Origin of the sequence: Bacillus sp. MYb56 (assembly GCF_002976445.1) — a bacterium.
Taxonomy (GTDB): domain Bacteria; phylum Bacillota; class Bacilli; order Bacillales; family Bacillaceae_G; genus Bacillus_A; species Bacillus_A mycoides.
Genome location: NZ_PCOH01000042.1, coordinates 1 through 23,375 on the forward strand (window position 1 = coordinate 1; position 23,375 = coordinate 23,375).

Annotated in this window: 16 protein-coding genes and 2 pseudogenes; 12 read left to right on the forward strand and 6 right to left on the reverse strand. The window is 32.6% G+C overall.

Annotation, left to right across the window (positions count from 1 at the left end):
• Nucleotides 1-2,125 precede the first annotated feature (2,125 nt).
• Complete coding sequence (locus tag CQ058_RS27685) at nucleotides 2,126-3,127, reverse strand: helix-turn-helix domain-containing protein (protein ID WP_002191537.1); 1,002 nt, start codon at nucleotides 3,125-3,127, stop codon at nucleotides 2,126-2,128.
• A gap of 403 nt (nucleotides 3,128-3,530) precedes the next feature.
• Between CQ058_RS27685 and CQ058_RS27690 the strand changes: the two genes are divergently transcribed.
• Together CQ058_RS27690 and CQ058_RS27695 are read left to right on the forward strand one after the other, a co-directional pair.
• Nucleotides 3,531-4,703 carry a tyrosine-type recombinase/integrase gene (locus tag CQ058_RS27690; protein WP_105590089.1) on the forward strand — a complete coding sequence of 391 codons (1,173 nt, stop codon included), beginning with the start codon at nucleotides 3,531-3,533 and terminating at the stop codon, nucleotides 4,701-4,703.
• A gap of 152 nt (nucleotides 4,704-4,855) precedes the next feature.
• Nucleotides 4,856-4,991: pseudogene (locus tag CQ058_RS27695) on the forward strand (alpha/beta-type small acid-soluble spore protein); the annotation flags it as partial.
• Between the two features lie 691 nt (nucleotides 4,992-5,682).
• Here CQ058_RS27695 and CQ058_RS32470 read toward each other — a convergent pair.
• The 3 genes from CQ058_RS32470 to CQ058_RS27705 form a co-directional block, all read right to left on the reverse strand.
• Complete coding sequence (locus CQ058_RS32470; protein WP_232301888.1) at nucleotides 5,683-5,769, reverse strand: LPXTG cell wall anchor domain-containing protein; 87 nt, start codon at nucleotides 5,767-5,769, stop codon at nucleotides 5,683-5,685.
• A 57-nt stretch (nucleotides 5,770-5,826) separates the two neighbouring features.
• Entirely contained in the window at nucleotides 5,827-6,006 is a 180-nt protein-coding gene (locus tag CQ058_RS32475) for an MSCRAMM family protein (RefSeq protein WP_050551326.1), read from the reverse strand.
• A gap of 164 nt (nucleotides 6,007-6,170) precedes the next feature.
• Nucleotides 6,171-6,428 carry an isopeptide-forming domain-containing fimbrial protein gene (locus CQ058_RS27705; protein WP_002191534.1) on the reverse strand — a complete coding sequence of 86 codons (258 nt, stop codon included), beginning with the start codon at nucleotides 6,426-6,428 and terminating at the stop codon, nucleotides 6,171-6,173.
• Nucleotides 6,429-6,770: 342 nt separating this feature from the next.
• Between CQ058_RS27705 and CQ058_RS27710 the strand changes: the two genes are divergently transcribed.
• The 9 genes from CQ058_RS27710 (at nucleotide 6,771) to CQ058_RS27750 (ending at nucleotide 19,430) form a co-directional block, all read left to right on the forward strand.
• Nucleotides 6,771-8,000: a helix-turn-helix domain-containing protein gene (locus tag CQ058_RS27710; protein ID WP_002191533.1), complete on the forward strand. Its 1,230-nt coding sequence runs from the start codon at nucleotides 6,771-6,773 to the stop codon at nucleotides 7,998-8,000.
• A 1,545-nt stretch (nucleotides 8,001-9,545) separates the two neighbouring features.
• Nucleotides 9,546-10,865 carry a hemolysin BL lytic component L2 gene (hblC, locus tag CQ058_RS27715; protein ID WP_105590094.1) on the forward strand — a complete coding sequence of 440 codons (1,320 nt, stop codon included), beginning with the start codon at nucleotides 9,546-9,548 and terminating at the stop codon, nucleotides 10,863-10,865.
• Between the two features lie 61 nt (nucleotides 10,866-10,926).
• The gene (hblD, locus tag CQ058_RS27720) at nucleotides 10,927-12,147 is read left to right on the forward strand and encodes a hemolytic enterotoxin HBL lytic component L1 (RefSeq protein WP_105590090.1); all 1,221 of its coding nucleotides are present in this window, start codon (nucleotides 10,927-10,929) and stop codon (nucleotides 12,145-12,147) included.
• A 36-nt stretch (nucleotides 12,148-12,183) separates the two neighbouring features.
• The gene (gene hblA / locus CQ058_RS27725) at nucleotides 12,184-13,311 is read left to right on the forward strand and encodes a hemolysin BL binding component B (RefSeq protein ID WP_078177206.1); all 1,128 of its coding nucleotides are present in this window, start codon (nucleotides 12,184-12,186) and stop codon (nucleotides 13,309-13,311) included.
• A gap of 262 nt (nucleotides 13,312-13,573) precedes the next feature.
• Complete coding sequence (gene hblB, locus CQ058_RS27730; RefSeq protein WP_105590091.1) at nucleotides 13,574-14,974, forward strand: hemolysin BL regulatory component HblB; 1,401 nt, start codon at nucleotides 13,574-13,576, stop codon at nucleotides 14,972-14,974.
• A gap of 85 nt (nucleotides 14,975-15,059) precedes the next feature.
• Nucleotides 15,060-15,284, forward strand: coding sequence for a hypothetical protein (locus CQ058_RS27735; protein ID WP_002191527.1), 225 nt, complete (start codon nucleotides 15,060-15,062; stop codon nucleotides 15,282-15,284).
• A 920-nt stretch (nucleotides 15,285-16,204) separates the two neighbouring features.
• Nucleotides 16,205-16,903: an L-serine ammonia-lyase, iron-sulfur-dependent subunit beta gene (gene sdaAB / locus CQ058_RS27740; protein WP_078177208.1), complete on the forward strand. Its 699-nt coding sequence runs from the start codon at nucleotides 16,205-16,207 to the stop codon at nucleotides 16,901-16,903.
• A gap of 22 nt (nucleotides 16,904-16,925) precedes the next feature.
• The gene (gene sdaAA, locus CQ058_RS27745) at nucleotides 16,926-17,813 is read left to right on the forward strand and encodes an L-serine ammonia-lyase, iron-sulfur-dependent, subunit alpha (RefSeq protein ID WP_002191525.1); all 888 of its coding nucleotides are present in this window, start codon (nucleotides 16,926-16,928) and stop codon (nucleotides 17,811-17,813) included.
• 297 nt (nucleotides 17,814-18,110) lie between these two features.
• A complete protein-coding gene (locus tag CQ058_RS27750) occupies nucleotides 18,111-19,430 on the forward strand; it encodes an aromatic amino acid transport family protein (protein WP_105590092.1) in 1,320 nt (439 codons plus the stop codon).
• Between the two features lie 75 nt (nucleotides 19,431-19,505).
• Here CQ058_RS27750 and CQ058_RS33095 read toward each other — a convergent pair.
• Nucleotides 19,506-19,646, reverse strand: a pseudogene (locus tag CQ058_RS33095) (IS6 family transposase); the annotation flags it as partial.
• A gap of 498 nt (nucleotides 19,647-20,144) precedes the next feature.
• On the opposite strand from CQ058_RS33095, the gene CQ058_RS27760 reads away from it, so the two are divergent.
• A complete protein-coding gene (locus CQ058_RS27760) occupies nucleotides 20,145-21,815 on the forward strand; it encodes a ribonuclease J (RefSeq protein WP_002191522.1) in 1,671 nt (556 codons plus the stop codon).
• Between the two features lie 319 nt (nucleotides 21,816-22,134).
• Here CQ058_RS27760 and CQ058_RS27765 read toward each other — a convergent pair.
• On the reverse strand, nucleotides 22,135-23,375 hold a 1,241-nt coding region (locus tag CQ058_RS27765), incomplete at its 5' end, for an IS4 family transposase (RefSeq protein WP_105590093.1).

Sequence of the window (23,375 nt, forward strand, 5' to 3'; positions counted from 1 at the left end):
TCTTTACTTAGGAATCCCTCACTTCTAAACGAAGTGAAAGTGGGGGTAGTTCAATTCTAATATTGCTTGTAAATAATTTGTAGTTGTTTCCTTAACGCTATTTTCCGTTCCAATCATGTGAGCGGATTTAGTTTGAATAACGGTATTTTTCATTTGATAAAAAATCCTTTTAAATTAGTTTCAAATAGAAAAAATATAATCTTTTTCCATTACAGATGAAATGGAAAGTTGAATTAGGGTTTAGTATTATAAATGTATTCAGATATAGATATAAAATATTGTGTGATAAAAACTTTTAAAGGAGGAATTTATATTATGAAAAGAGCATCGGATGATCAAAAGTTATTGAGTATATATTTTCAACAAATTGTAAAAGCAATTATACTTATGAAATAGTATAACATTCTATCATTCATTAAGAGGCATATTATTGAAGAAATTTTAATGGATTTTTGGTAAATACAATAGTTTTCCCAACGCTAAAGAGCAGTAATATAAAACTGAAAATATTGAGAAATATGAAGATTAGTTCTATTAGTATTGGATTTATTACGCGAAATGTTATAATACATATATAAGCATTATTTAAAAAAGCAACTCGAACCCCAATCCGAGTTGCTTTTTTATTATCTGTTTAATTATCAAAAAGCAACTAAGTGAATTGTTATGTTAGTTTATAATATCCCAAATACCAATAATTCGTATTTAAGATATTTAATTTAAATATTTTATAAAATGCGGGTGTTTGAAAATTGAATTTTTATATGTAATATTGCATATAAAAGCTTTTGCTTATTATGTTATAATTCTATTAGTAAATTATTCATCCATTAATTTACTTCTATTCATATCGGTGGATATGAAAACCCTAAATTATAAATAAAAAGAGAAGAACTATGGTGGGTTCTTCTCTTTTTATTTATAATTTAGATTACTAGTCAAAATGATTATTATAATCATTTATTACTTTTAAAAAAGTTTATAAAACCCCAGTTATTTCAAATTCTCCAATATCCATTTTCAAGTATAAAAACATTTAGCTAGTGTGTATCTTAATCAAGTGTATCTCTGATAAAAGAAACTAAAGAATTAATAAGGCTATTAACACAGCTGTTTAATTTCTTATAGAAAAACAGACGGAAATTCTAAAGAAATGAGAAAGAGATAGCCTTGATATCTTAGGTGCTGTGTGAAATTTTTCTATGTTTCACAATCGTATAGCATAATTTTAAAAATTGAAACCAGGTAGAGTTCATTTGGTATGCAAACCTATGAAAAAATTAAATTGGATCTATAAAGAGCTGATTCGGGTAGTATTCAAGTAGAAAGTGAAAATACATAAATAATTGAAGGTACTATGATTGGTTATATCCATGTTTGGTATTTAAGACTGAGGGATTTGCTAGCTTATTAAAGCTGTATCTTATTAAAGACTTGAATGAGTTTGAAATAAATGGGGATGTTTATGGAAATTTAGGTGTATAAAAAATGAAACAAAACCATTATTTCATAGCAAGTGGGAAGAACAAGCATATAAGCATACTCTTAAAAAAGGTAGATTTCTATGGGTGGAAAGTCTTTATACAATAAAATATGCTATCTAGTTAAAAAATAAGAAGTTAAAAAAATTATCTTATTAGTGAGAAAATTAAGAAGGACCTGATGTATTAAAACAGGTCCTTAAACTAAAGCATTAGAAACAAACTGTCACCATTATAATACCAATAAAGAGAATTTAATTCAATATATTAAATATTGAGAAATAAATAATAATAATTCCATTTTATCGTAAATAAAAGAGCACTTGCTTCCTGTAACAAATAATACTGTCACCATTACATATATTATCTAATTACAATTTATATAGGGAAACCCTGTTTTTTTATTTAATTGAATTTATTGCTGTATGTAGTTTGGAATAAAACTTATTCAAAACTACAGGAAATCTATAGAAGTAGTTTTACTTGTTAAAATAAATTTCAGAAACTGTTTTTACAATAGGTTAAACCACATGCAAATAGAAATAAGTAATAGTGTAAAATAAAAAGAGAATTAAGTTAAAATTAATAAATTTAAAAAGCGTAGAAATAGACTTGATTTCTACGCTTCTTCTAATTAAAAAAATTTATTGCTGTTCTAAATTTTTTATATAAGATTTTACAGCTTGTAATAAGAATTCTTCCTGTCCTATACCAGCATCCGCTGCCATTTGAACTACTTTTTGTTTAAATTCATGATTTGCATGAAAAGTTAATGGCTCTACATTACTTTTAAAGTAAATCCCTTCTACATGTGGAAGTATTGTGCCGGATTTCATATGAGAATGTAAGTATTTAATTTCTTCTTGAAATTGCAATGGATCTACTTGTAATACGAAAGGTTTAATTTCTAATTTGATAGTATCTGATGAAATACTCAATCGCATATTTGTGACACCTAGCTCTTTATAAAATAAGTTTATTAGATTATAAGTGATGGAATTAAATAGTTGAGGTTTTTTAAATGAAAAAGATAAATACCCTCGTTTCGTAATTACCGCTTGTTTATGGAAAGGTTCAAAGGAATAATCATGCTCCTTATAAGTGGATAGAAGGATAATTTCTTCGTCCTCTGTAAGAATCTTGCCATCTGCTCCATTGATCTTTATTACCCTAGCTGTTCTTCCGGTATGTTGATGTGTTAATAATTGATATAAATATATATCTTCATCTTGAATCTTAGTAATGAATGTTTTTCGCTCTTTTGATGTAGTTTTTTCATAAGTAAGTTGAAAAGTTTCAAGGTCGCCTTTATCAATGACATATACTTCTTTTCCGCGTTTTTCAATCTTTGAAGCAGGTAATTTTCCAGATTTGATATATGTAAAGACTGTAGATGGTGCTACATTAAGAATTTCAGCAGCTTCTTTTGTGCTATAGCCCTCAACCTCTTCGACATTTTTTAAACGTTCAATATCCTCTAAATAGAAAATCTTACTACCGAATTGCTTCCAGTTATCTTTATATACACATTCTATTAATCCATCTTTTTCTTTCTTTAAAATTGTTTGTACCGTTACTCCTAATAAGTCGGCTGCCTCTTTTGTCGTTACAGTAGGTTTTGTAATAAACAATAAATCTTGTGTCATGAAAAGACACCTCCATAACCATTGATTGCTAATATTTTAGATATGTATATATCATATCAGAATCTGATTAATATTTAAAATAAGAAATAGGTTTTATTAAACCATATATACATTTTTGTGTTTTATAAATCTCTATAAAACATTTTATATATTAATAGATTTTTAATTGTGTTTTATTTGTATCTGTCTAATGAGAATTATTTTATTGACTTTTAAATAATATCTATTTACTAATAAATTATAAAAAAATATAGTTATAGGTAAATGAAGAAGAATATAGTGTTCTTACAGAAAGAATATGAATTATCATTTGTATAATTGATAGAAGTGAAATAAAATGATAAGTAGAGATAATAAAGAGAATTATATTCATAATCTTCAATAGGAGAGGTGAATTTGAAATATGGATAATGAAAGTGGAAGAGAAAACTTACCTAATATAAATAATCAAAGTGAATATATAGATACATATGTAGAGAATATAAGAGATATCGTTCCATTCCTGCATAACAATCGTTATGTAGATAAAGTGGAAGAGCAGATGGAGGTTGCAGAAAAAGAGGGAAAGAGTAAATATACATATTTAAGTGACATGGAAGTCATTTATCATTTCGTACATTTACAAAAAGATATGGATGAGAAGAAGAATAGAAAAGAGGATACGAAAAAGAGTTATGTGTCTGAAATCTTGTCATTTTGTCAGTGCATGGTGCAGCATGCAGAAGAGTTTAAATTAAATGGGGAAGAGGTACAGCAAAATACCTCTTTATTAAAAACCTTACAACCTTGGCATATTCGTAAATATAACTCCTGGTTGAAACAAGTAGAGAACGGTAGGAATGGGGACACATATGCAGTTGCAACACTTGCCAAGAAAACAGTATTAATTCGTTCTTTCTTAAAACACCTTCACGTATTTGCTTTTATACAAAAACCTCTTCATGAAGAACTGCAGCGCGCTAATGTAAATGAACAAGATCGGCCAAATCGAGACTTATCTTATGATGAGGTTATGAAAATCTTAGGGTTTTATAAAGAAAGAGGACATTTAGTAAACTATACAATTTTACTGGCCTTAGCAAGTACCGGTGCAAGAATTCAAGAATTGTGCACCACGAGAGTGAAAGATTTACATTATGACGGAAAGTACTGGTTAAAAGTCACTGGAAAAGGGGATAAAGTACGTGAACTTTTCATTTCAGAACATTTATATCAGTGCATTTGTGAAATGAGACGAAGAAGAGGATTCAAAACAGTATTGGATCAAGGAGATGAAAGTCCTTTATTTGTAAACCAAAGAGGATACTTTTATAATTCAAAAACGTTATCGAACCAGGTAACAGATATGATTAAAAAGACAAACTTAGAGTTTCTACAGTATCGTGAAAATCCTGTAACAGCACATACATTTCGTCATGCTTTTGCAATCATGGCAGTTGAACAAGGAAATGCTGATTTGTATCATTTAATGCAAACGCTGGGGCATGAAAACATTCAAACGACAAAGATTTATTTAGAAAAGCACATGAAACGGAAAAATAATGTGGGTACCTCATTTGCAGATCTTTTAGTGTGAATTCACAACATTAAAAGCCTTATTTAATTATATGTTTTTTACATAATTAAATAAGGCTTTATTCGCACGAAAAATAAAATAGGGGATGATCGAATACTGTAATGATATTTTAATTTCTCCTGTAATTAAATGTATTTGAGTAGATAAGTTTAGAGATGACTAGTGAATTAGGGGGGACACTTGGCTTAGATATCAGCACGTGAAAATAATTCTGTAGGTGGAGAAATTACAAAACGCTTAGTTCGAATGGCTGAGGAACAATTAACGGGGCAATATAGATTACACTAAGTTAAAGAGATAATAAAAAAGTATATAAACACAGATTATTTTTCCCTTTTATTTACATGAAGTTCAAAAAATGATTATGAATCCAAAAATCGTTCTCTCAGATTCCTTTGTAAGCTTTTTTATCGATCAGGGTAATACTATATGTATCGATCGAAATAGAGTCCTATAAGAGGGGTAAAAAGGTGGTTAAACGTACTTTTGTTTTCGTTCGTAATTTTAAGTGTATAATACTTAACCAATTTCATGTAATACACTTTCTATAGGTAATCTGATTATCAATTAAAAATGAAGTAAAAAATTCAAGTAGCCATAGATATTTATCAATAAAAAGTATCATACAAAGAATGCCTAATACAATAATGGATTTAAGGTAATAATCCCTAATTGACACTTCTTTTGTTATAGAGTGAACAAGTTCAGGTATTGCAGTAACTACTGTTTTGAGGTCATTTTACTGTGAACTAAGTGTCTATTGTCTACTTTTACTTTGGCTTTATATTGCAGCACCTCTTAATTAGAGGTGCTGTTTTTTGTTAATTAACAATCCTTGTACTCAGAAGATTAATAATATATTATGTTATGCGATAATAAAGCTAGGTAGCATAGAGACTGTTAATACAAAGATTATCAACATACTAAAGATCTATTTCATATATCTTGTCTCACTTGCTATTTCTATTAATTTTGAAATCTATTTATTTCTTCCTCTTTTGCGGAAAAATAAAACTAATGTTACGACCATTAATATAGTTCCAATTAGATAAAAAATAGTTGTCACTATACCGCCCGTATTGGGAATATTCCATTCATTTTTAGTGTTTTCTACTTTTATTTTTTATGCTGATGATGGAACCTCTACCTCAAATGGATCTCTAAATAACATATATCCATTTGGTGCTTGAATTTCTTCCAATGTGTACTTTCCCAAGCATAGTGGTTCAGAGGTAGCCTTACCATTTCCATCTATTGTTAATTCCTCAACCTTTTTACCATCTTTGTCTAAAATTTGGAACACAGCATTTTTTCAGTTTTACATTTGAAGCAGCATCCACTTTCTCAATCTAAATCTGTCCAAGTGATTGAATTGGAATTTTGACTGTTGGTACTTGTGATGGTACGGTGTCTCCTATGACTTTCGCTGTATTTTGAATCTCTTTTCCAGCTTGGCCCTCGCATAGACTACCACTCTGTATTTGTCACATCTCCAAATTTGCCAATTGCTTTTCTTGCTTCAAATTCACCCTTGTCTGTGTCGACTGTATCTGTCACTGTTTGGCCATCTACTTGTAATGTACCTGGGACATATTCAAATCCTTCTGGCAATGTATCCACAATGGTTAGATTTTTCACATGACTAGCAAGAAGCGTATTTCTTGTTCGAATCGTATACTCCAGTTCATCCCCTATTTCTGTATTTTTATTTTGAAGGTTCTTCACTGTTTTTTTTGGATTCTATGATAGGATCTTGTAGAATCCAAAAACGACCTCCGCTCATTTCTCTGTCGTTTAGAAAATTACAAGAAAAAGATCTATTTCTTTACACTCAGATAAAGTGTCTTTCACCCTTTTCCTATCTACTTCGATATTTAGATGCTAGTTACAAATAAATAATATATGATTTTCATAAAAAAATATAGTAATATTTTGTCGTGAATTGTACTATTTTGATATTTTATAGTAATATTTTGTCGTAAGTTATACCTGACGGAAAATAATTTATGAATCTATAAAGGAACAATGTAAAAATTTATCATTTAATCTAATTAAAAGGAGAAGGTAATGAATAATTCCATCGATATACAACACTTGTGTGATCTCGCACATAAAGCCTTTAATGTACCTGTTCACATTTTATCTACAGACAAAAAAATCTTATGTCATTCTACTTCTGATGATGTTTGTAGTCCTTTTTATTCTTCTAAAGAAGAACATCTTAGTGACATTTATCAAGAAAATGATCCCAATAATTTGCCCCTTTTCAGATGTAACAGTTATCTTGAAAATTTCGTCCTAATTCATATAGCAAATCATGATTATATAAAAGGGACTATTATAATCGGTCCCACTATACATCCAAAGGGCCCAGATGATATAACTTTTAAACTTCGGAAAGAATTTAACTCAAATAATAATATTCAAGAAAGACTAGCCTATTATCAGTGCCTACCTGAGATTAAAAAAACTACTTTAATTGATATGGGAGTTTTATTACATTACATGATATTCAATGAAAAATTAGATGTAGATATCGTTTTAGAAAAAAATAAAGTGCTAGAGGAAGTTCCCTATAAAATTGTGAAACCTGATCTATATATTTTAAAACGTCAACAAAATAAACCTAAAACTCACAACATGGCATTAGTACATAATTATTTTTCAGCAATCAAAGAAGGAAATAAAAAGAAGTTGTTGCAATATATGTATGCAGTTTCGCAAGAAGATGTTGAATTAATTTTAACAGCGGATCCACTCAGAAACCAAAAAAATCATGGAATTATTGCTATTACTTTAGCTACTCGATATGCGATAGAAGGTAACCTCCCACCAGACATTGCTTTTGCTCTTAGTATTTTGTATATCCAAACCATGGAGCAACTAGATAACGTGGACTCTGTAAGGCGATTGTCAGGAGATGCTTTACGTACTTTTGCAGATCGGGTGAAAGAATTCAATGCGCAAAAATTTTCAAATGCGGTTACTACATGTATGAATCATATTAGTAAAAATGTTTACGATGGAATATCTCTCAATGAACTCGCTAATCATTTGGATATTACCCCTACTTATTTATCTAAATTATTTAAAAAAGAAGTGGGGATTCCTTTAAGTGAATTTATTCAAAGGGAACGAGTTGAAGAAGCAAAAAAATTATTAACACTCACTACATATCCATTATCAGATATTTGTGCTTGGCTTAATTTTAACGACCAAAGTTATTTTACAAGGGTTTTCAAAAAATCAACTAACATGACCCCTAGACAGTATCGTGAAAAATATACCGTAATATAAGCTTAGTATTAGTTTCTCGTGCAAAAACTTTAATATATGCGCAAGTAACTCTAAAACTTTAGCATACTGTTTCTTTTACTCTAGAAAGGGTATGTGATTCATCTAGAAAAAGAATATGTATTCAAATAGATAATGTTATCAGCCTGATAGTATTTTGTTAATGGAATAGCTTCAATTTTCGTGAGTTGGTAAAAATAATGGAGAAACGGGGCTAATCTATTTTTCATATAACGATTATTTGCTTGATTTATTAGTATGGTTCTGAATTGGACAAATGTGTCTATCGACAACTCAAACAAATAGATCTTGAAGAGTCCATGAAACATATAGCCAAGCTAAAGGACAATGAAAAGATTTATACCAATTTGTTAATTTTAAAGAGTACACTAACCATTATTTTTCTAAGGAAATAAAAAAACAGAAGGCTGCAAAGGTTTTTTCGAGAAAGCTTTGCGGCTTTTTTATATTTTAAAACCTATAGTTATAACGATGGATAAGTTTATAGATTAATATCTTCATGTTAAGTATTAAAGTGGTTGGAATGTTAAGTGTTTATTAAAGGTGATATTAGAGACTATTACATAAAACTTAACAATGTAACATATATCACTTGATATATCTATATTATATGCAATTATACATAACTAAATAAAGGTAAAAAAGTATAAAAAAACCTATTAAATTATTCTATAAGTATTTTTTAAAAATTAAAAATGCTCGGTTAAGCTAAAATAGTTATTTATTAACCGTATACACTTTAATTTGTAATCATTACAATTACAGAGATGAAATCCATAATTAATTATATTGGTATAATATTTTCAGCTCGATTTTTTACTTAACAGTTAATTTTTCGGGCACAATCGACAAAATTTTGCTATTTACGCATCGAAAATTTAATGTTTTAATGAACAACATAACTGGTATGACCAGACAGAAAGGAGAAGATTACGCTAATAGGAGTATAGTGAAGTTGCAAGTAACATCATGTTAAGTTTAATTTTCTTAATAATCAGTTAATTTACCAGGAGGTCTAGAGTCTCAAAAGGATCAAGTTTGTAATAAAAGTGTTTTAAGTTACTGCATAACAAAAGTGAATTTATTCCGCAATAAAAGTATAAGCAATGTACAGTATAATTTCATCTTTTGTAGTCTTGTAAGGCTATTGCTGACAAAACTAAAAACCATATTATGAAATTGATATTAAAAAAAGGTCATGACAGGATTAACTCTAGAAGCAATAGTTTATCTATCTTCACGGCTCTGTAAGTTAGCAGCTCTAGGGGAGAAATAATATTTTACTACTCATTGGGCAGCTAATTCAAATATAGCTGATGAATTTTTATCGTTTCCTATTTGAAAAATAGAGTATCTAAATGAGAGGGAAGTAAAATCTTTAGATCTTATTAGAAGTAAATAATAACGATAACACCCTATCCGAAAGACTTCCCCTTCCTCATGCGTGTGCAAGGAGAGAGCCTAGCGCTAGGGCGTACAAGTTATATGAATCGAGTTATAAAAAACAATGGTAAAGGAGTGTACGGAATGAAAAATAAAATAATGACAGGATTTTTAATAACATCCATTGTAACTGGAGCAACTATTCCTATCAATACTCTCGCAACACCAATCGTTCAAGCAGAAACTCAACAGGAAAGCATGGATATTTCTTCATCATTACGAAAATTAGGTGCGCAATCTAAATTAATCCAAACGTATATTGATCAATCTTTAATGAGTCCTAATGTACAGCTAGAGGAAGTCCCAGCTTTAAATACCAATCAATTCCTAATCAAACAAGATATGAAGGAATGGTCATCAGAACTCTATCCACAGTTAATTCTATTAAATTCAAAAAGTAAAGGATTTGTAACGAAATTTAATAGCTATTACCCGACATTAAAATCGTATGTAGACAATAAAGAAGATAGTGAAGGGTTTTTGGATAGACTTGAAGTTCTTCAAGAAATGGCTATGACGAATCAAGAAAATGCGCAACGACAAATTAATGAATTAACAGAACTTAAATTACAGCTTGATAAAAAATTGAAAGATTTCGATACTGATGTGGCAACAGCACAAGGCATACTAAGTACAGATGGAACAGGGAAAATAGATCAGTTAAAAAATGAATTATTAAATACCAAGAAAGCAATTCAAAATGATTTACAACAAATTGCATTAATACCAGGAGCTTTAAATGAGCAGGGATTTGCTATATTCAAAGAAGTTTATAGTCTTTCAAAAGAAATTATTGAACCGGCTGCTCAAGCAGGGATGGCAGCGTATAACAAAGGAAAAGAAATTAACAACTCTATTCTAGAAGCAGAGAAAAAAGCAGCGCAAGAAGCGAAAGAGCAAGGTAAAACTGCTCTAGAAATTGAATCAGCCAAAAAAGCAGCTCGTGAAGCAATTGAGCGAAGCAAACAAGGTGAAATAGCTGCAGCTGCAGCCACAAAAACGCAAGAATATGACCTGATGAAAGCCATTGATACTGAAAAGATTAAGAAAACACTTGGTGTCTTCGCTGAAGTAAATAAACTAACAGCAGAACAGCAAGCATATTTAGATGATTTAGAGAAACAAAATCAAAAAATATATGATTTAACAACGAAACTATCAATAGCAGATTTACAAAAATCAATGCTTCTTCTTACACAAAATGATGTGCATACGTTTGCAAATCAAGTAGATGTAGAACTTGACCTACTAAAGCGTTATAAAGAAGATTTGGATCTAATAAAAAATAACATTACAAAATTATCTACTAATGTTGATGCAACAAACGAGCAGTCTCAAAAAGATACATTAAGACAATTAAAAAATGTAATAAGTTACCTTGAAGAACAGGTATATAAATTTTGATATTACGTTTTTGAAAAAACTATAAAGATTATAAGAATCTAGCGAAAGAAGGAGAATAGTTATGAAAAAATTCCCATTCAAAGTGCTAACTTTAGCCACTCTGGCAACGGTTATAACTGCTACTACTGGTAACACTATTCATGCATTTGCACAAGAAACGACCGCTCAAGAACAAAAAGTAGGCAATTATGCTTTAGGTCCCGAGGGACTGAAGAAAGCATTGGCTGAAACAGGGTCTCATATTCTTGTAATGGATTTGTACGCAAAAACAATGATTAAGCAACCGAATGTAAATTTATCTAATATCGATTTAGGATCAGAAGGAGGGGAGTTGCTCAAAAATATTCACCTTAATCAAGAACTGTCACGAATCAATGCGAATTATTGGTTAGATAAAGCGAAGCCACAGATTCAAAAAACAGCTCGTAATATTGTAAATTACGATGAACAATTTCAAAATTATTACGACACTTTAGTAGATACTGTACAAAAGAAAGATAAGGCAGGTCTAAAAGAGGGCATAAGTGATTTAATTACTACAATTAATACAAATTCAAAAGAGGTTACAGATGTAATTAAGATGCTACAAGACTTCAAAGGGAAACTATATCAAAATTCTACAGATTTTAAAAATAATGTTGGTGGTCCAGATGGGAAAGGTGGATTAACTGCAATATTAGCAGGTCAACAGGCAACGATTCCGCAACTTCAAGCTGAAATTGAGCAACTTCGTTCTACTCAGAAAAAACATTTTGATGATGTATTAGCATGGTCAATTGGTGGTGGATTGGGAGCAGCTATTTTAGTTATTGCAGCTATTGGAGGAGCAGTTGTAATTGTTGTAACTGGTGGTACAGCAACACCGGCTGTTGTTGGTGGACTTTCGGCTCTTGGAGCAGCTGGTATCGGTCTAGGAACTGCGGCTGGTGTCACGGCATCTAAGCATATGGACTCCTATAACGAAATTTCTAACAAAATCGGAGAATTGAGTATGAAAGCAGATAGTGCTAATCAAGCAGTTATTTCGCTTACTAACGCGAAAGACACATTGGCATATCTATATCAGACTGTAGATCAAGCGATATTGTCTCTAACAAATATTCAAAAGCAATGGAATACAATGGGCGCAAATTATACAGATTTACTGGATAATATCGATTCTATGCAAGACCACAAATTCTCTTTAATACCGGATGATTTAAAAGCTGCTAAAGAAAGTTGGAATGATATTCATAAAGATGCAGAATTCATTTCAAAAGACATTGCTTTTAAACAGGAATAGAACTGAAAATTAAAACCTATATTGGAGGAAAATGAAATGCTAAAAAAAATCCCTTACAAATTACTCGCTGTATCGACGTTATTAACTATTACAACCGCTAATGTAGTTTCACCAGTAGCAACTTTTGCAAGTGAAATTGAACAAACGAACAATGGAGATACGGCTCTTTCTGCAAATGAAGCGAGGATGAAAGAAACTTTGCAAAAGGCAGGATTATTTGCAAAATCTATGAATGCCTATTCTTATATGTTAATTAAGAATCCAGATGTGAATTTTGAAGGAATTAATATTAATGGATATGTAGATTTACCTGGTAGAATCGTACAAGATCAAAAGAATGCAAGAGCACATGCTGTTACTTGGGATACAAAAGTAAAAAAACAGCTTTTAGATACATTGACTGGTATTGTTGAATATGATACAACATTTGACAATTATTATGAAACAATGGTAGAGGCGATTAATACAGGGGATGGAGAAACTTTAAAAGAAGGGATTACAGATTTACGAGGTGAAATTCAACAAAATCAAAAGGTTGCACAACAACTAATAGAAGAATTAACTAAATTAAGAGACTCTATTGGACAAGATGTTAGAGCATTTGGAAGCAATAAAGATCTCTTGCAGTCGATTTTAAAAAACCAAGGTGCAGATGTTGAAGCCGATCAAAAGCGTCTAGAAGAAGTATTAGGATCAGTAAACTATTATAAACAATTAGAATCTGATGGGTTTAATGTAATGAAGGGTGCTATTTTGGGTCTACCGATAATTGGCGGTATTATAGTGGGAGTAGCAAGAGATAATTTAGGTAAGTTAGAGCCTTTATTAGCAGAATTACGTCAGACCGTGGATTATAAAGTAACATTAAATCGCGTAGTTGGAGTTGCTTATAGTAATATTAATGAAATGCACAAGGCACTTGATGATGCTATTAACGCTCTTACTTATATGTCCACGCAATGGCATGACTTAGATTCTCAATATTCGGGCGTTCTGGGGCATATTGAGAATGCGGCTCAAAAAGCGGATCAAAATAAGTTTAAATTCTTAAAACCTAATTTAAATGCAGCGAAAGACAGTTGGAAAACATTACGAACAGATGCTGTTACATTAAAAGAAGGGATAAAGGAATTAAAAGTGGAAACTGTTACTCCACAAAAATAGGGAAATATTAATTCTGTTGCAAAGTCACCTAAAAGATAGAGAATCTATGATTACGTTGTTAAATAGTAATGCAACAATTAATAAATCCTTATACCCCAGAAAGGCGGAGTCTCATTAATGACTTCTCCTTTCGTTTTTATAAAATTTTTACCCAGATACCAAGATAACCGTGCTGTATTGCTGATTTTCAAAAAAATTGAAAGACGTCGCTTTTAAAGAGGAATAGAATTAGAAATCAAAACCTATATAGGAGAAGTATAAAATGATGAAACAAATCCCTTATAAAATACTCGCTGTATCGACATTTTTAACTATGACAACAACTTATCCAGTTACACCAGTAGCAGCTTTTGCAAGTGAAATTGAACAAACTAACAATGGAGATATGTCTCTTTCAGCAAATGAAGAACAGATGAAAAAAATTGTGCAAGATGCTGGGTTATTTGTAAAAACTATGAATGAATATTCTTATTTATTAATTAATAATCCAGATGTGAGTTTTGAAGGAATTACTATTAATGGATATGCAGATTTACCTAGTAAAATTGTACAAGATCAAAAGAATGCAAGAGCACATGCAGTTTCATGGAATACGAAAGTAAGAAAACAACTTTTAGATACATTGACAGGTATTATTGAATACGATACAAAATTTGAAAATCATTATGAAACATTAGTAGAGGCGATCAATACTGGGAATGGAGATACTTTAAAAAAAGGGATTACGGATTTACGGGAGGAAATTCAACAAAATCAAAAGTCTGCAAAAGTATTAATAGAAGAATTAACTAAATTTAAAAGTGCTATTGGAGAAGATGTTAGAGTATTTGGGAGCCATAAAGAGACCTTGCAGTCTATTTTAAAAAACCAAGGAGCTGCGGTAGAGGATGATCAAAAGCGTCTAGAGGACCTTTTAGGGCAAGTAAACTATCAGAAAGACATAGAATCTAAGGGATTAGACATGGTAAAGATCCCCTTTCTTCCCACATTGATTGCTGGTGGGATAATGATAGGTGATGCAAGAGGTAAGTTAGGCTGGCTAGAGCCGGAATTAGCAAAATTACGTCAGAATGTAGATTATAAGATAACATTAAATCGTGTAGTAGGAGTTGCGTTTCATAATATTAGTGATATGCATAGTGCGATTGATAATGCTATTACTGCTCTTACTTATATGTCCACGCAATGGGATGATTTAGACTCTCAATATTCGGGCGTACTGGGACATATTGATAAAACTAATCAAAAAGCCGATCAAAATAGATATAAATTCTTAGCCCCTAACTTGAATGCAGCGAAAGACAGTTGGAAAACATTACGAACAGATGTTGTCACATTACAAGAAGGGATAAAAATTGCAGAGAAAAAAGAACAGGATTTTATGAATCAGCTTCGTCCATCAAACGTTTTCTATTTTTATAAAAAAATTCATAACGCATACACATTTGAAATAAAGACTGGAACAAATGCACCAAATGCGTCTTATAAAGTTATAAATTTAACTAAAAACACTGTTCATAATATGTGGGGTGGAGGACCAAATACAAACATGTGGGCTGACTGGCTTTCATTTAATCCAAAAGATGAATTTGCGGTGGTAGCAGTAGTGGATGGTAAAGAATATGTTGTGTATAAAGACAAAGTAGAAAATATAATGAACTGAATCCGAAAAGTTAGACAGAAAAATTACGCAGCAATTGGAGATGGTACACTAAGTTAAGTGAAAAAGATGATTCAGAGGGTACCAAATGGAGTATAAAATAAAGGTAACCATTGGGAATTACGTTCAATTTTCATATCGTAAAAATTCTAATTTGCAATTAATGGGATATGTAGTGAGTGTTCTACAGAATACAATTGTTGTAGATACTTCAGAGATAATGGGAATAGAAGTAGATGATGTTAGGCAAGTAGTAAAACATGGTTGCTATAATAAAGTGGTTCATAAGCAAATAAAAAATACTGTTTCATAAAAAATGCTCCTAGATAAATCTAGGAGCATTTTTTATGATGAAGTTACTGGATTTTTTTGAGAAGATCAATAGCAGCAGTTAGATAGTAATATATTCATTTAGAAAAAGCATCCAAATAGGATGCTTTTTCTAAACGAAGTCTCGCTTCATCACCATCAAGTTAAGAAATTTATTGTTATCTCAAACGAAAAAAATCTAAATTCTTATAAGTAACTAACTGTAGCGAGATAAAATTTCGTTTTTGGGGGTCTTCAGAATCTTAGCTTGATAGCGATGTGGTTCTACCCCGAAAAGAAGTTCCTTTTTTCTGAAAATGTATATAGATGCAAAATGCATCATGAATATCCGAAAAAGATTTTATATTTCATTAATTTATTCCTTTCCATCTACATTAATCATTTATTGCAACAGCTTTCACGTCTAAAATAAGATGTTTCAACAAAGGAAAGTATAAGTATCTTTATAATGATTTTCCAATATAATCAATGTGTTAATGAAAGGAACTCTGTGTTATTTTTGCTTTTCTACTAACTAATACAGCTTCAAACAATGGACACAATTGCTACATGCCAAGTGTAATTTATTATCCATTCAAGATTCTGTTTATTCAATCTTTCTAAAAATAAAAAAATATTAAACTCATAAATATACAAGTTATAATGAGGGCGTCGAGAGATAATCTATTACCTCTAGAGAAAATATCAAACCTAGTTCTGGTGCAAAAATTCTAAAGACCTTGCAAGTAACCTTCTAAAATTGGACATACTGATACGATTACTCTAAGAAAGGTGTGTGGTCAGAAGGGAAATTTATTAACACGAAAAATGAAAGCGTTATCAACTCGGTTTTATTTTGAATTGGTCATTCTAATAACTTAGATTCAACTGCAATTAAAAATAATAAATTATGGGGGTGCTTATATGAACATGAATGTAGCATCTATTAAAGAAAAAAAGGTTGTTAAATACAAAAGTTGTTTTGATGTGATTGGGCCGGTAATGATAGGTCCTTCAAGTTCACATACTGCAGGTGCTTTGGCTATTGGGACAGTTGCCAATAAATTATTTCAAGGTCTTCCAAAAAAAGTCGTGGTAAGGTATTATGAATCATTTGCTGAAACCCATAAAGGACACGGAACTGATTTTGCAATTATTGCTGGGATATTAGGATTTGCTGCCGATGACAGCAAAGTGCCAGATGCTATTAAAATAGCAGAATCTAAAGGAATTGACATTACCTTTATTGAAAAAGCGGGTGATAGTCCTGCTGGTCATCCAAATACGGCAGATGTATATGTAGAGGATGAAAGCCGAAGTATTAGAACGATGGGTATTTCGGTCGGCGGTGGATTAATTGAAGTCAAACATGTTGAAATTGACGGATTTAGCTTAGATCTGCAGGGGCCATTGCCAGTTATTATTGCGATTTCCGAAAGAGCTGACTTTGAATTTGTCTTACGCAGGATCTTTAAACAATATGATGTGGAAATTAACAACTTTCATAGTTTAGAAGAAAACAGAAAATATTTATATGCATTCGCTTTGGATTCGCTATTGCCTGTTTATGTTCAGAAGGAATTGGGAAATTTAAGCAATATAGCTAATGTCATTATTCTTTAGTTACTTTAAGGGGTGAAAAAATATGTATATGACCATAAAAGAAATTGTGGATGCAGCTAATAAAAGCCAAAAGCCAATTTATGAATTAGCAATCGAACAGGAAATCGAACAAACTAAAACTTCTTATGAAGAAGCTTGGAGTAAAATGGAAAGAAATTTAGCGACTATGGAAAATGCCATAAATAAAAGTATCGAGGGCGATGGGGTATTTTCTCCGACCGGTTTAACCGGAGGTGATGCTGTTAAAATTAAATACTATCGAGAAAATAGGAAAACTCTTTCTGGAGATTTGATGGTGTTAGGGATTCAAAGTGCTATCGGTGTTAATGAAGTAAATGCTGCATTAGGGGCTATTTGTGCAACCCCAACAGCAGGTGCGAGTGGGACGATCCCGGGAGTCCTATATAGTATTAAAGATACGTTGCAGTTAACTCATGAAGATATGATCCATTTTCTATTCACTTCAGCGTTACTTGGAACGATAGTCGCAAATAACGCTTGTATTTCAGGAGCGTACGGAGGATGTCAAGCTGAAGTAGGCAGTGCCTCAGCAATGGCGGCTGCAGCAGCGGTAGAAGCCGCCGGAGGAACGCCACAGCAATCTTCTGAAGCTTTCTCAACCGCATTACAAAATTTACTCGGTCTAGTTTGTGATCCGGTCGCTGGTTTGGTAGAAATTCCTTGTGTAAAGAGAAACGCCATTGGAACGGCAAATGCTTTGGCAGCAGCAGACATCGCATTAGCCGGCGTAAACAATATCATCAATGCAGACGAAGTTATTGAAGCGATGTATAGAGTTGGAAGACAGATGCCTCGCGAATTAAGAGAGACAGGTTTAGGCGGAATTGCGGCCACACCTACAGGGATTGCCATTAAAAATAAAATCTTTGGGGAGAAACAATCAAATTAATAAACAGTTATCGGAAATATTGTGAAATAGTTAACAATCCTATTCTCTATTGTTCTCCTAAGGACGTCTGTATATTGAGAGCCATTATCACTAAAATATACTACTATATAATTAAAGTGTTTTGTAAGAGCTAACAAACCCATCAGGTTGATGACTAGCGAATTTTTCGATTTTGATCAACTTAAAGAAGGACACACGATGTGGCGCACTTTGTAAGCAATTCATTTTTCAAGAACGGTCTATATTCCTAAGCCTTAAAAAGAGACGGAAGAATAGGACACAAGGAGGAATTATTATATGAATGGGAATACTGCAAAAAAAATAGAATTTCAGGCTGAAAATACTGCAGTAAAAAATGAGAAATATCCAGATCCTACAAAGTGGCATAAACAGGATACTACCTGGGCATTGAGCCTTTTTGGAACAGCCATTGGAGCAGGAGTACTCTTTTTACCGATTAATGCAGGTTCAGGGGGGTTATTATCATTACTACTAATTACATTACTTGCATATCCAGTTATGTATTACTCACATAGGGCGCTTGCTAAAATGATATATGCTTCCAATTCTGCTGAAGAGGGGATTACAGGTACAATAAGAGAGTATTTTGGAAATAAGGCAAGTATCATTTTTAACATAGTATATTTCGTCTCAATTTATACAATCGTGCTAATGTATTCTGTTGCACTTACAAATACTGCAAGTAGTTTTATCGTGCATCAATTGCACATGCAGGAGCCTCCAAGGGCCATTTTATCGCTTGTATTAGTACTCGGTCTTATCGCTATACTAAATTTTGGTCAAGATATCACTGTAAAGATAATGAGCATGCTTGTATATCCTTTCATAGCTTCTCTACTGTTTATCTCAATATCTTTGATTCCACAGTGGAATACGTCAATGCTTAGTTTTTCAAGTGTTTCTACTGCTTCAACAGGAACAGGATATTTGGGAACGATATGGATGATACTACCAATCATAGTATTCTCGTTTAATCATTCTCCTATGATTTCGTCATTTGTTATGAAACAGAGAGCTACGTATGGAATAGAAGCTACTGATGTCAAATGTGCTCAAATACAAAAGGTTTGTTATATCATGACATTCGCTGTTGTTATGTTCTTTGTTTGGAGCAGTACCTTGAGTTTGACTCCAAATGATCTTATGATGGCAAAAGAACAGAATTTGTCAATCCTATCATATCTTGCTAATGAGCTTAATTCGCCTGTAATCACGATTGCAGCTCCTATCATTGCTTTTGTGGCTATTACAAAGTCTTTCCTTGGCCATTATATAGGAGCATATGAAGTAATGCGTGACATGATTATTAAGTCCGGTAAAACACGCGGGAAAGATATAGGAGAAAAAACAGTTAAGACAATGATCCTTACTTTTGTCGTATTAACATGCTGGTATGTTGCTTATGCAAATCCAAGTATTCTTGGAATCATTGATGCCCTTAGCGGACCGTTAGTTGCTGCTATCTTATGTTTATTACCAATGTATGCAATTCGTAAAGTGCCTGTACTAGCTAAATATAGAGGGAAAATGAGCAATGTATTTGTCATTATTATAGGTATCCTTACCGTCCTAGCAAGTATTAAGTCATTATTCTAATTCACTATTGTTAGTTCTGATGCAAAAATAGTGAGATATGAAAAAAGAACGAAAGATTCCTAGCAGAACTGAATTTTATATTGTTGAACCAAAGAGATCATGGTTTTGGACAAACTTTTCATCTTGGAGAGTTTGTCCTTTTTTGATTATATGCATAACTTCTATTCTTACAATCACCTTTTTAGCTGTTTGCAATGATTTTAATCCAAGCATATTAGGGTGTCGTCCCATGTCCATCAAGCTAATAATTTGAAGTATTCCTTAAGGTTCTGATGAGATGTGGATTCAGTGTTAAAGGTGAAGACAACGGTTTTTCCAATGCACGTAGATATGATTTAGAAGAATTTGTTCTCACCCTAAGCTATGCAATTAGTATGAGGAGAGCTTCTTCTGTTTTAGAGGGCTATTCTACAATGTAAGTGCCGCATGACTTCTGCAAAACGATCTTCCATTATCGGGCGCATTTCTTAAAAAAGAATTGCATCTTTATTAAGAATCAAAAACCATGAGTGATTTCAATAGCAGCTGTCTCCATGGGAGGAAAGACCTCGATAACAATGGGTGAAACGAAGACATCAATGTTGTAGTCAGTATATTTAGGTAAAAACAAGTCTAAAGTTCCCTTTTTTCTAGGAATCTCGAGCATTCAACCTACTGATAAAGGGAAACCTAAAGGGCATACTAAGATTATATTTAAAATGGGAGGTTATAAATTTGAGTACAATAGAGAATGCATTATCTATCTTCGCCTTAGGCGGCTTGAATGAAATCGGAAAAAATATGTATGCAATAGAATATTCAAACGATATCGTGATTATCGACTGTGGCAATAAGTTTCCAGATGAAAGTTTATTAGGAATTGATTTGATTATCCCTGATATAGCTTATTTAGTAGAAAATGAAGATAAAGTCAGGGCTTTAATTGTCACACATGGACATGAAGATCATATCGGGGGGATCCCGTTCTTCTTAAAAAAATTGAATGTACCCGTTTATGCCACACGCTTCACACTGGGATTAATTGAAATCAAATTAAAAGAACATAAACTCCTAAGAGAAAGCGAACTTGTTGAAATCAACTCAAACTCAAACTTGACAATCGGAGAAATGAGTGTAAGCTTTTTCAAAGTGACCCATAGTATTCCTGATTGCTTGGGAATGGTCTTTCACACACCAGAGGGTAATATTGTACATACGGGGGACTTCAAGTTCGATTTAACCCCTGCGAATAATGAAAATTCGGATATTCATAAAATGGCTGCAATCGGTAAAGAAGGGGTCTTGCTTCTATTATCTGAGAGCACCAATTCAGAGCGTCCTGGTTTGACCCCATCGGAACAAATAGTAGGTGAACATGTGGAAGCAATTTTCATGAAAGCCGAACGCAAAGTTATTCTTTCTACCTTTGCTTCAAATATTAGTCGCGTTCAACAAGTCGTGAATGCAGCACAAAAAACAAATCGAAAAATTGCGTTGCTTGGACGAAGTATGGTTAATGTCATAGCGGTTGCTATGGAACGTGGTTATTTAACAGTTCCAGATGGAATGTTAATTGACCCACATGAAATCAATGAAATGGCTCCTGAAAGGGTGGCCATTTTATGCACGGGGAGTCAAGGAGAACCATTGGCTGCTCTTGCTCGCCTGTCCACAGGAAACTTTCGCGGTGTCGACATTTTACCTGAAGATACGGTTATCTTTGCAGCAGGTCCAATACCCGGGAATGAACGAAATATCACGAGTATCGTAGACAACTTATTTGCCCTTGGAGCCAAAGTGATTTATGGATCAGGAAGTACATCCGGAATGCATGTTTCTGGCCATGGTTATCAAGAAGATTTAAAACTAATGCTTACATTAATGAAACCAAAATATTTTATTCCCATTCACGGTGAATTTAGAATGCTGCACCATCACCGTTTGTTAGGGGAATCCGTTGGAGTAGAGCAAGGAAACACGTTTATCATCAATAATGGGGATGTCGTCGATATTGAACATACCATTGCCCGTCAGACCCGGAAAATACAGGTGGGGAATACCTACATAGACGGGGGGGATGTCGATAATATTGGGGAAATTGTGTTACGAGACCGCAAACAACTTTCAGAGGATGGGATGCTCATGATTATTTTAACTATGAGCAAAGCGGAAGGAACGTTGATTTCTGACCCCGATACCATTTCTCGTGGATTTGTGGATAGAGATTTCTCGGAACTCCGAAGAGACGTTAATCGACTTACTATAAAAACTGTTAACGAGCTACAAGAAGCAAATAGAAACTCATGGAATGTAATGAAAAAACAAATAAAAAAATCAATACGACAATATGTATATACACATACTAAGAAAAAACCAATGATTGTACCTATACTTATTGAAATTTAATAGGGGGAAGTTTAAAAAAAATGAATTAATTGATTTTCAACAATTGGGCACAATTCTCTAATAAGAATTGTGCTCTTTCTTTTGTATTGGACCATTTAATGGAATAAGAATCCCAAGCAAAATTTAATATTTGTGAAGGATTGCACTTAAACTAAAGGGCAGGTGTAGAGTGACTATATAGGGGTAGCACCACACATCCATCAACTTAAGGTATATTTTTATACAAAACGCGGTCTTTTCACGTAGTATTTTATTATCGTTTATAGATGTTATAAAAGTAGGCATATCAAATAAACCCTGACGGGTTTGAATTTTTTTACTATGCTGCCTGATGAGTAGAAGTGGTATACTCATACACAACACCCAAAATATCAAAGACTGTCTTTTTCTCGTATCGATGAGATTTTCGTCCGTTGCGCTGTAGGAGGTTAAACAGACGAAGGAGAACCTTTGATAGCTCTTGGGTGTTTTTGTGTAATGCCTGGTGAAAAAGTGAAAAATAATCTTTAATTATGTACATCGCTTTATATTCACTTAGCTCTTTCTGTTTCTTACGTAACAGGAGTTCTCTCATCTTAAACATTGTAGAAGAACATAATAGGATACTAATGAGTTGTCCATAAAGATGACATTCTAATCGCTCTTGTTTAATAGATTTACAACGATGAATTTGAAACCAGGATTTCCATATTTTAAATAACAGTTCAATTTGCCAACGTAGTGAATATAAATCATAGATTTTCTCTTTTGGTACCCATTCCGTAGGAATGTTTGTCATATATACCGTAATTCCTTGTAAAAGTTTCGTACGCTCTGTATATGTAATCCCTTTTTTCTTTTCACGAATAGCTCGATCATGTAGACGTTTCTGTTTTTGCTCCTCTGTACATCTATAAACCACAATGCGAGTGGGTAGTTTGTCTTTGCTCCCTACATATACATCATGTAATTCATACACTTGGCCAGGTTGTAATTGGTTCATGATGTCTTCCAAATGAATTTGTATATATACCGGCCTCATTTGAGCGGGTTTTGTTTTAAATACGACCGTTTCGAATTCTTTTCTATATATCTTAGTTGGTAACTTAAGACGTGATAAATAATATCCTTGCTTATCTTGAATAGACTTAAAGTCTTGTAAACGAAAATATCCTAAGTCACGAATATATAGTTCATTCTTTTGTGCCATACCTGTTCGAGTCGCACCATACGCCTGATCACTTCGTTTTCCTGGTTCAATTTTCACATCAGAAAATTCTCCACTCAACAAGTCATACTCTAGTTGAATTTTTACACCAGCTTTATGACTACATCCTCCGGCACCAGGATAAGTAGATGCAAATCGATCAGGCACTTGAAATGTTGTAGAATCAAGGATAAGAATACGCTCAAAGTAAGCAGAAAGAGCATGAGAAATCTTAGATAATCCCCAAATTTTAGCTTGTAGAAGTGTAGTGAATACAGTTCGAAAGAAGGCTACAGAAGCCGAGTTAAATCGCCGATTAAGTCCCTCAGGACTTAATAAAATTCCTGTTGAAGTTTCTAATTGACTACAAAGTT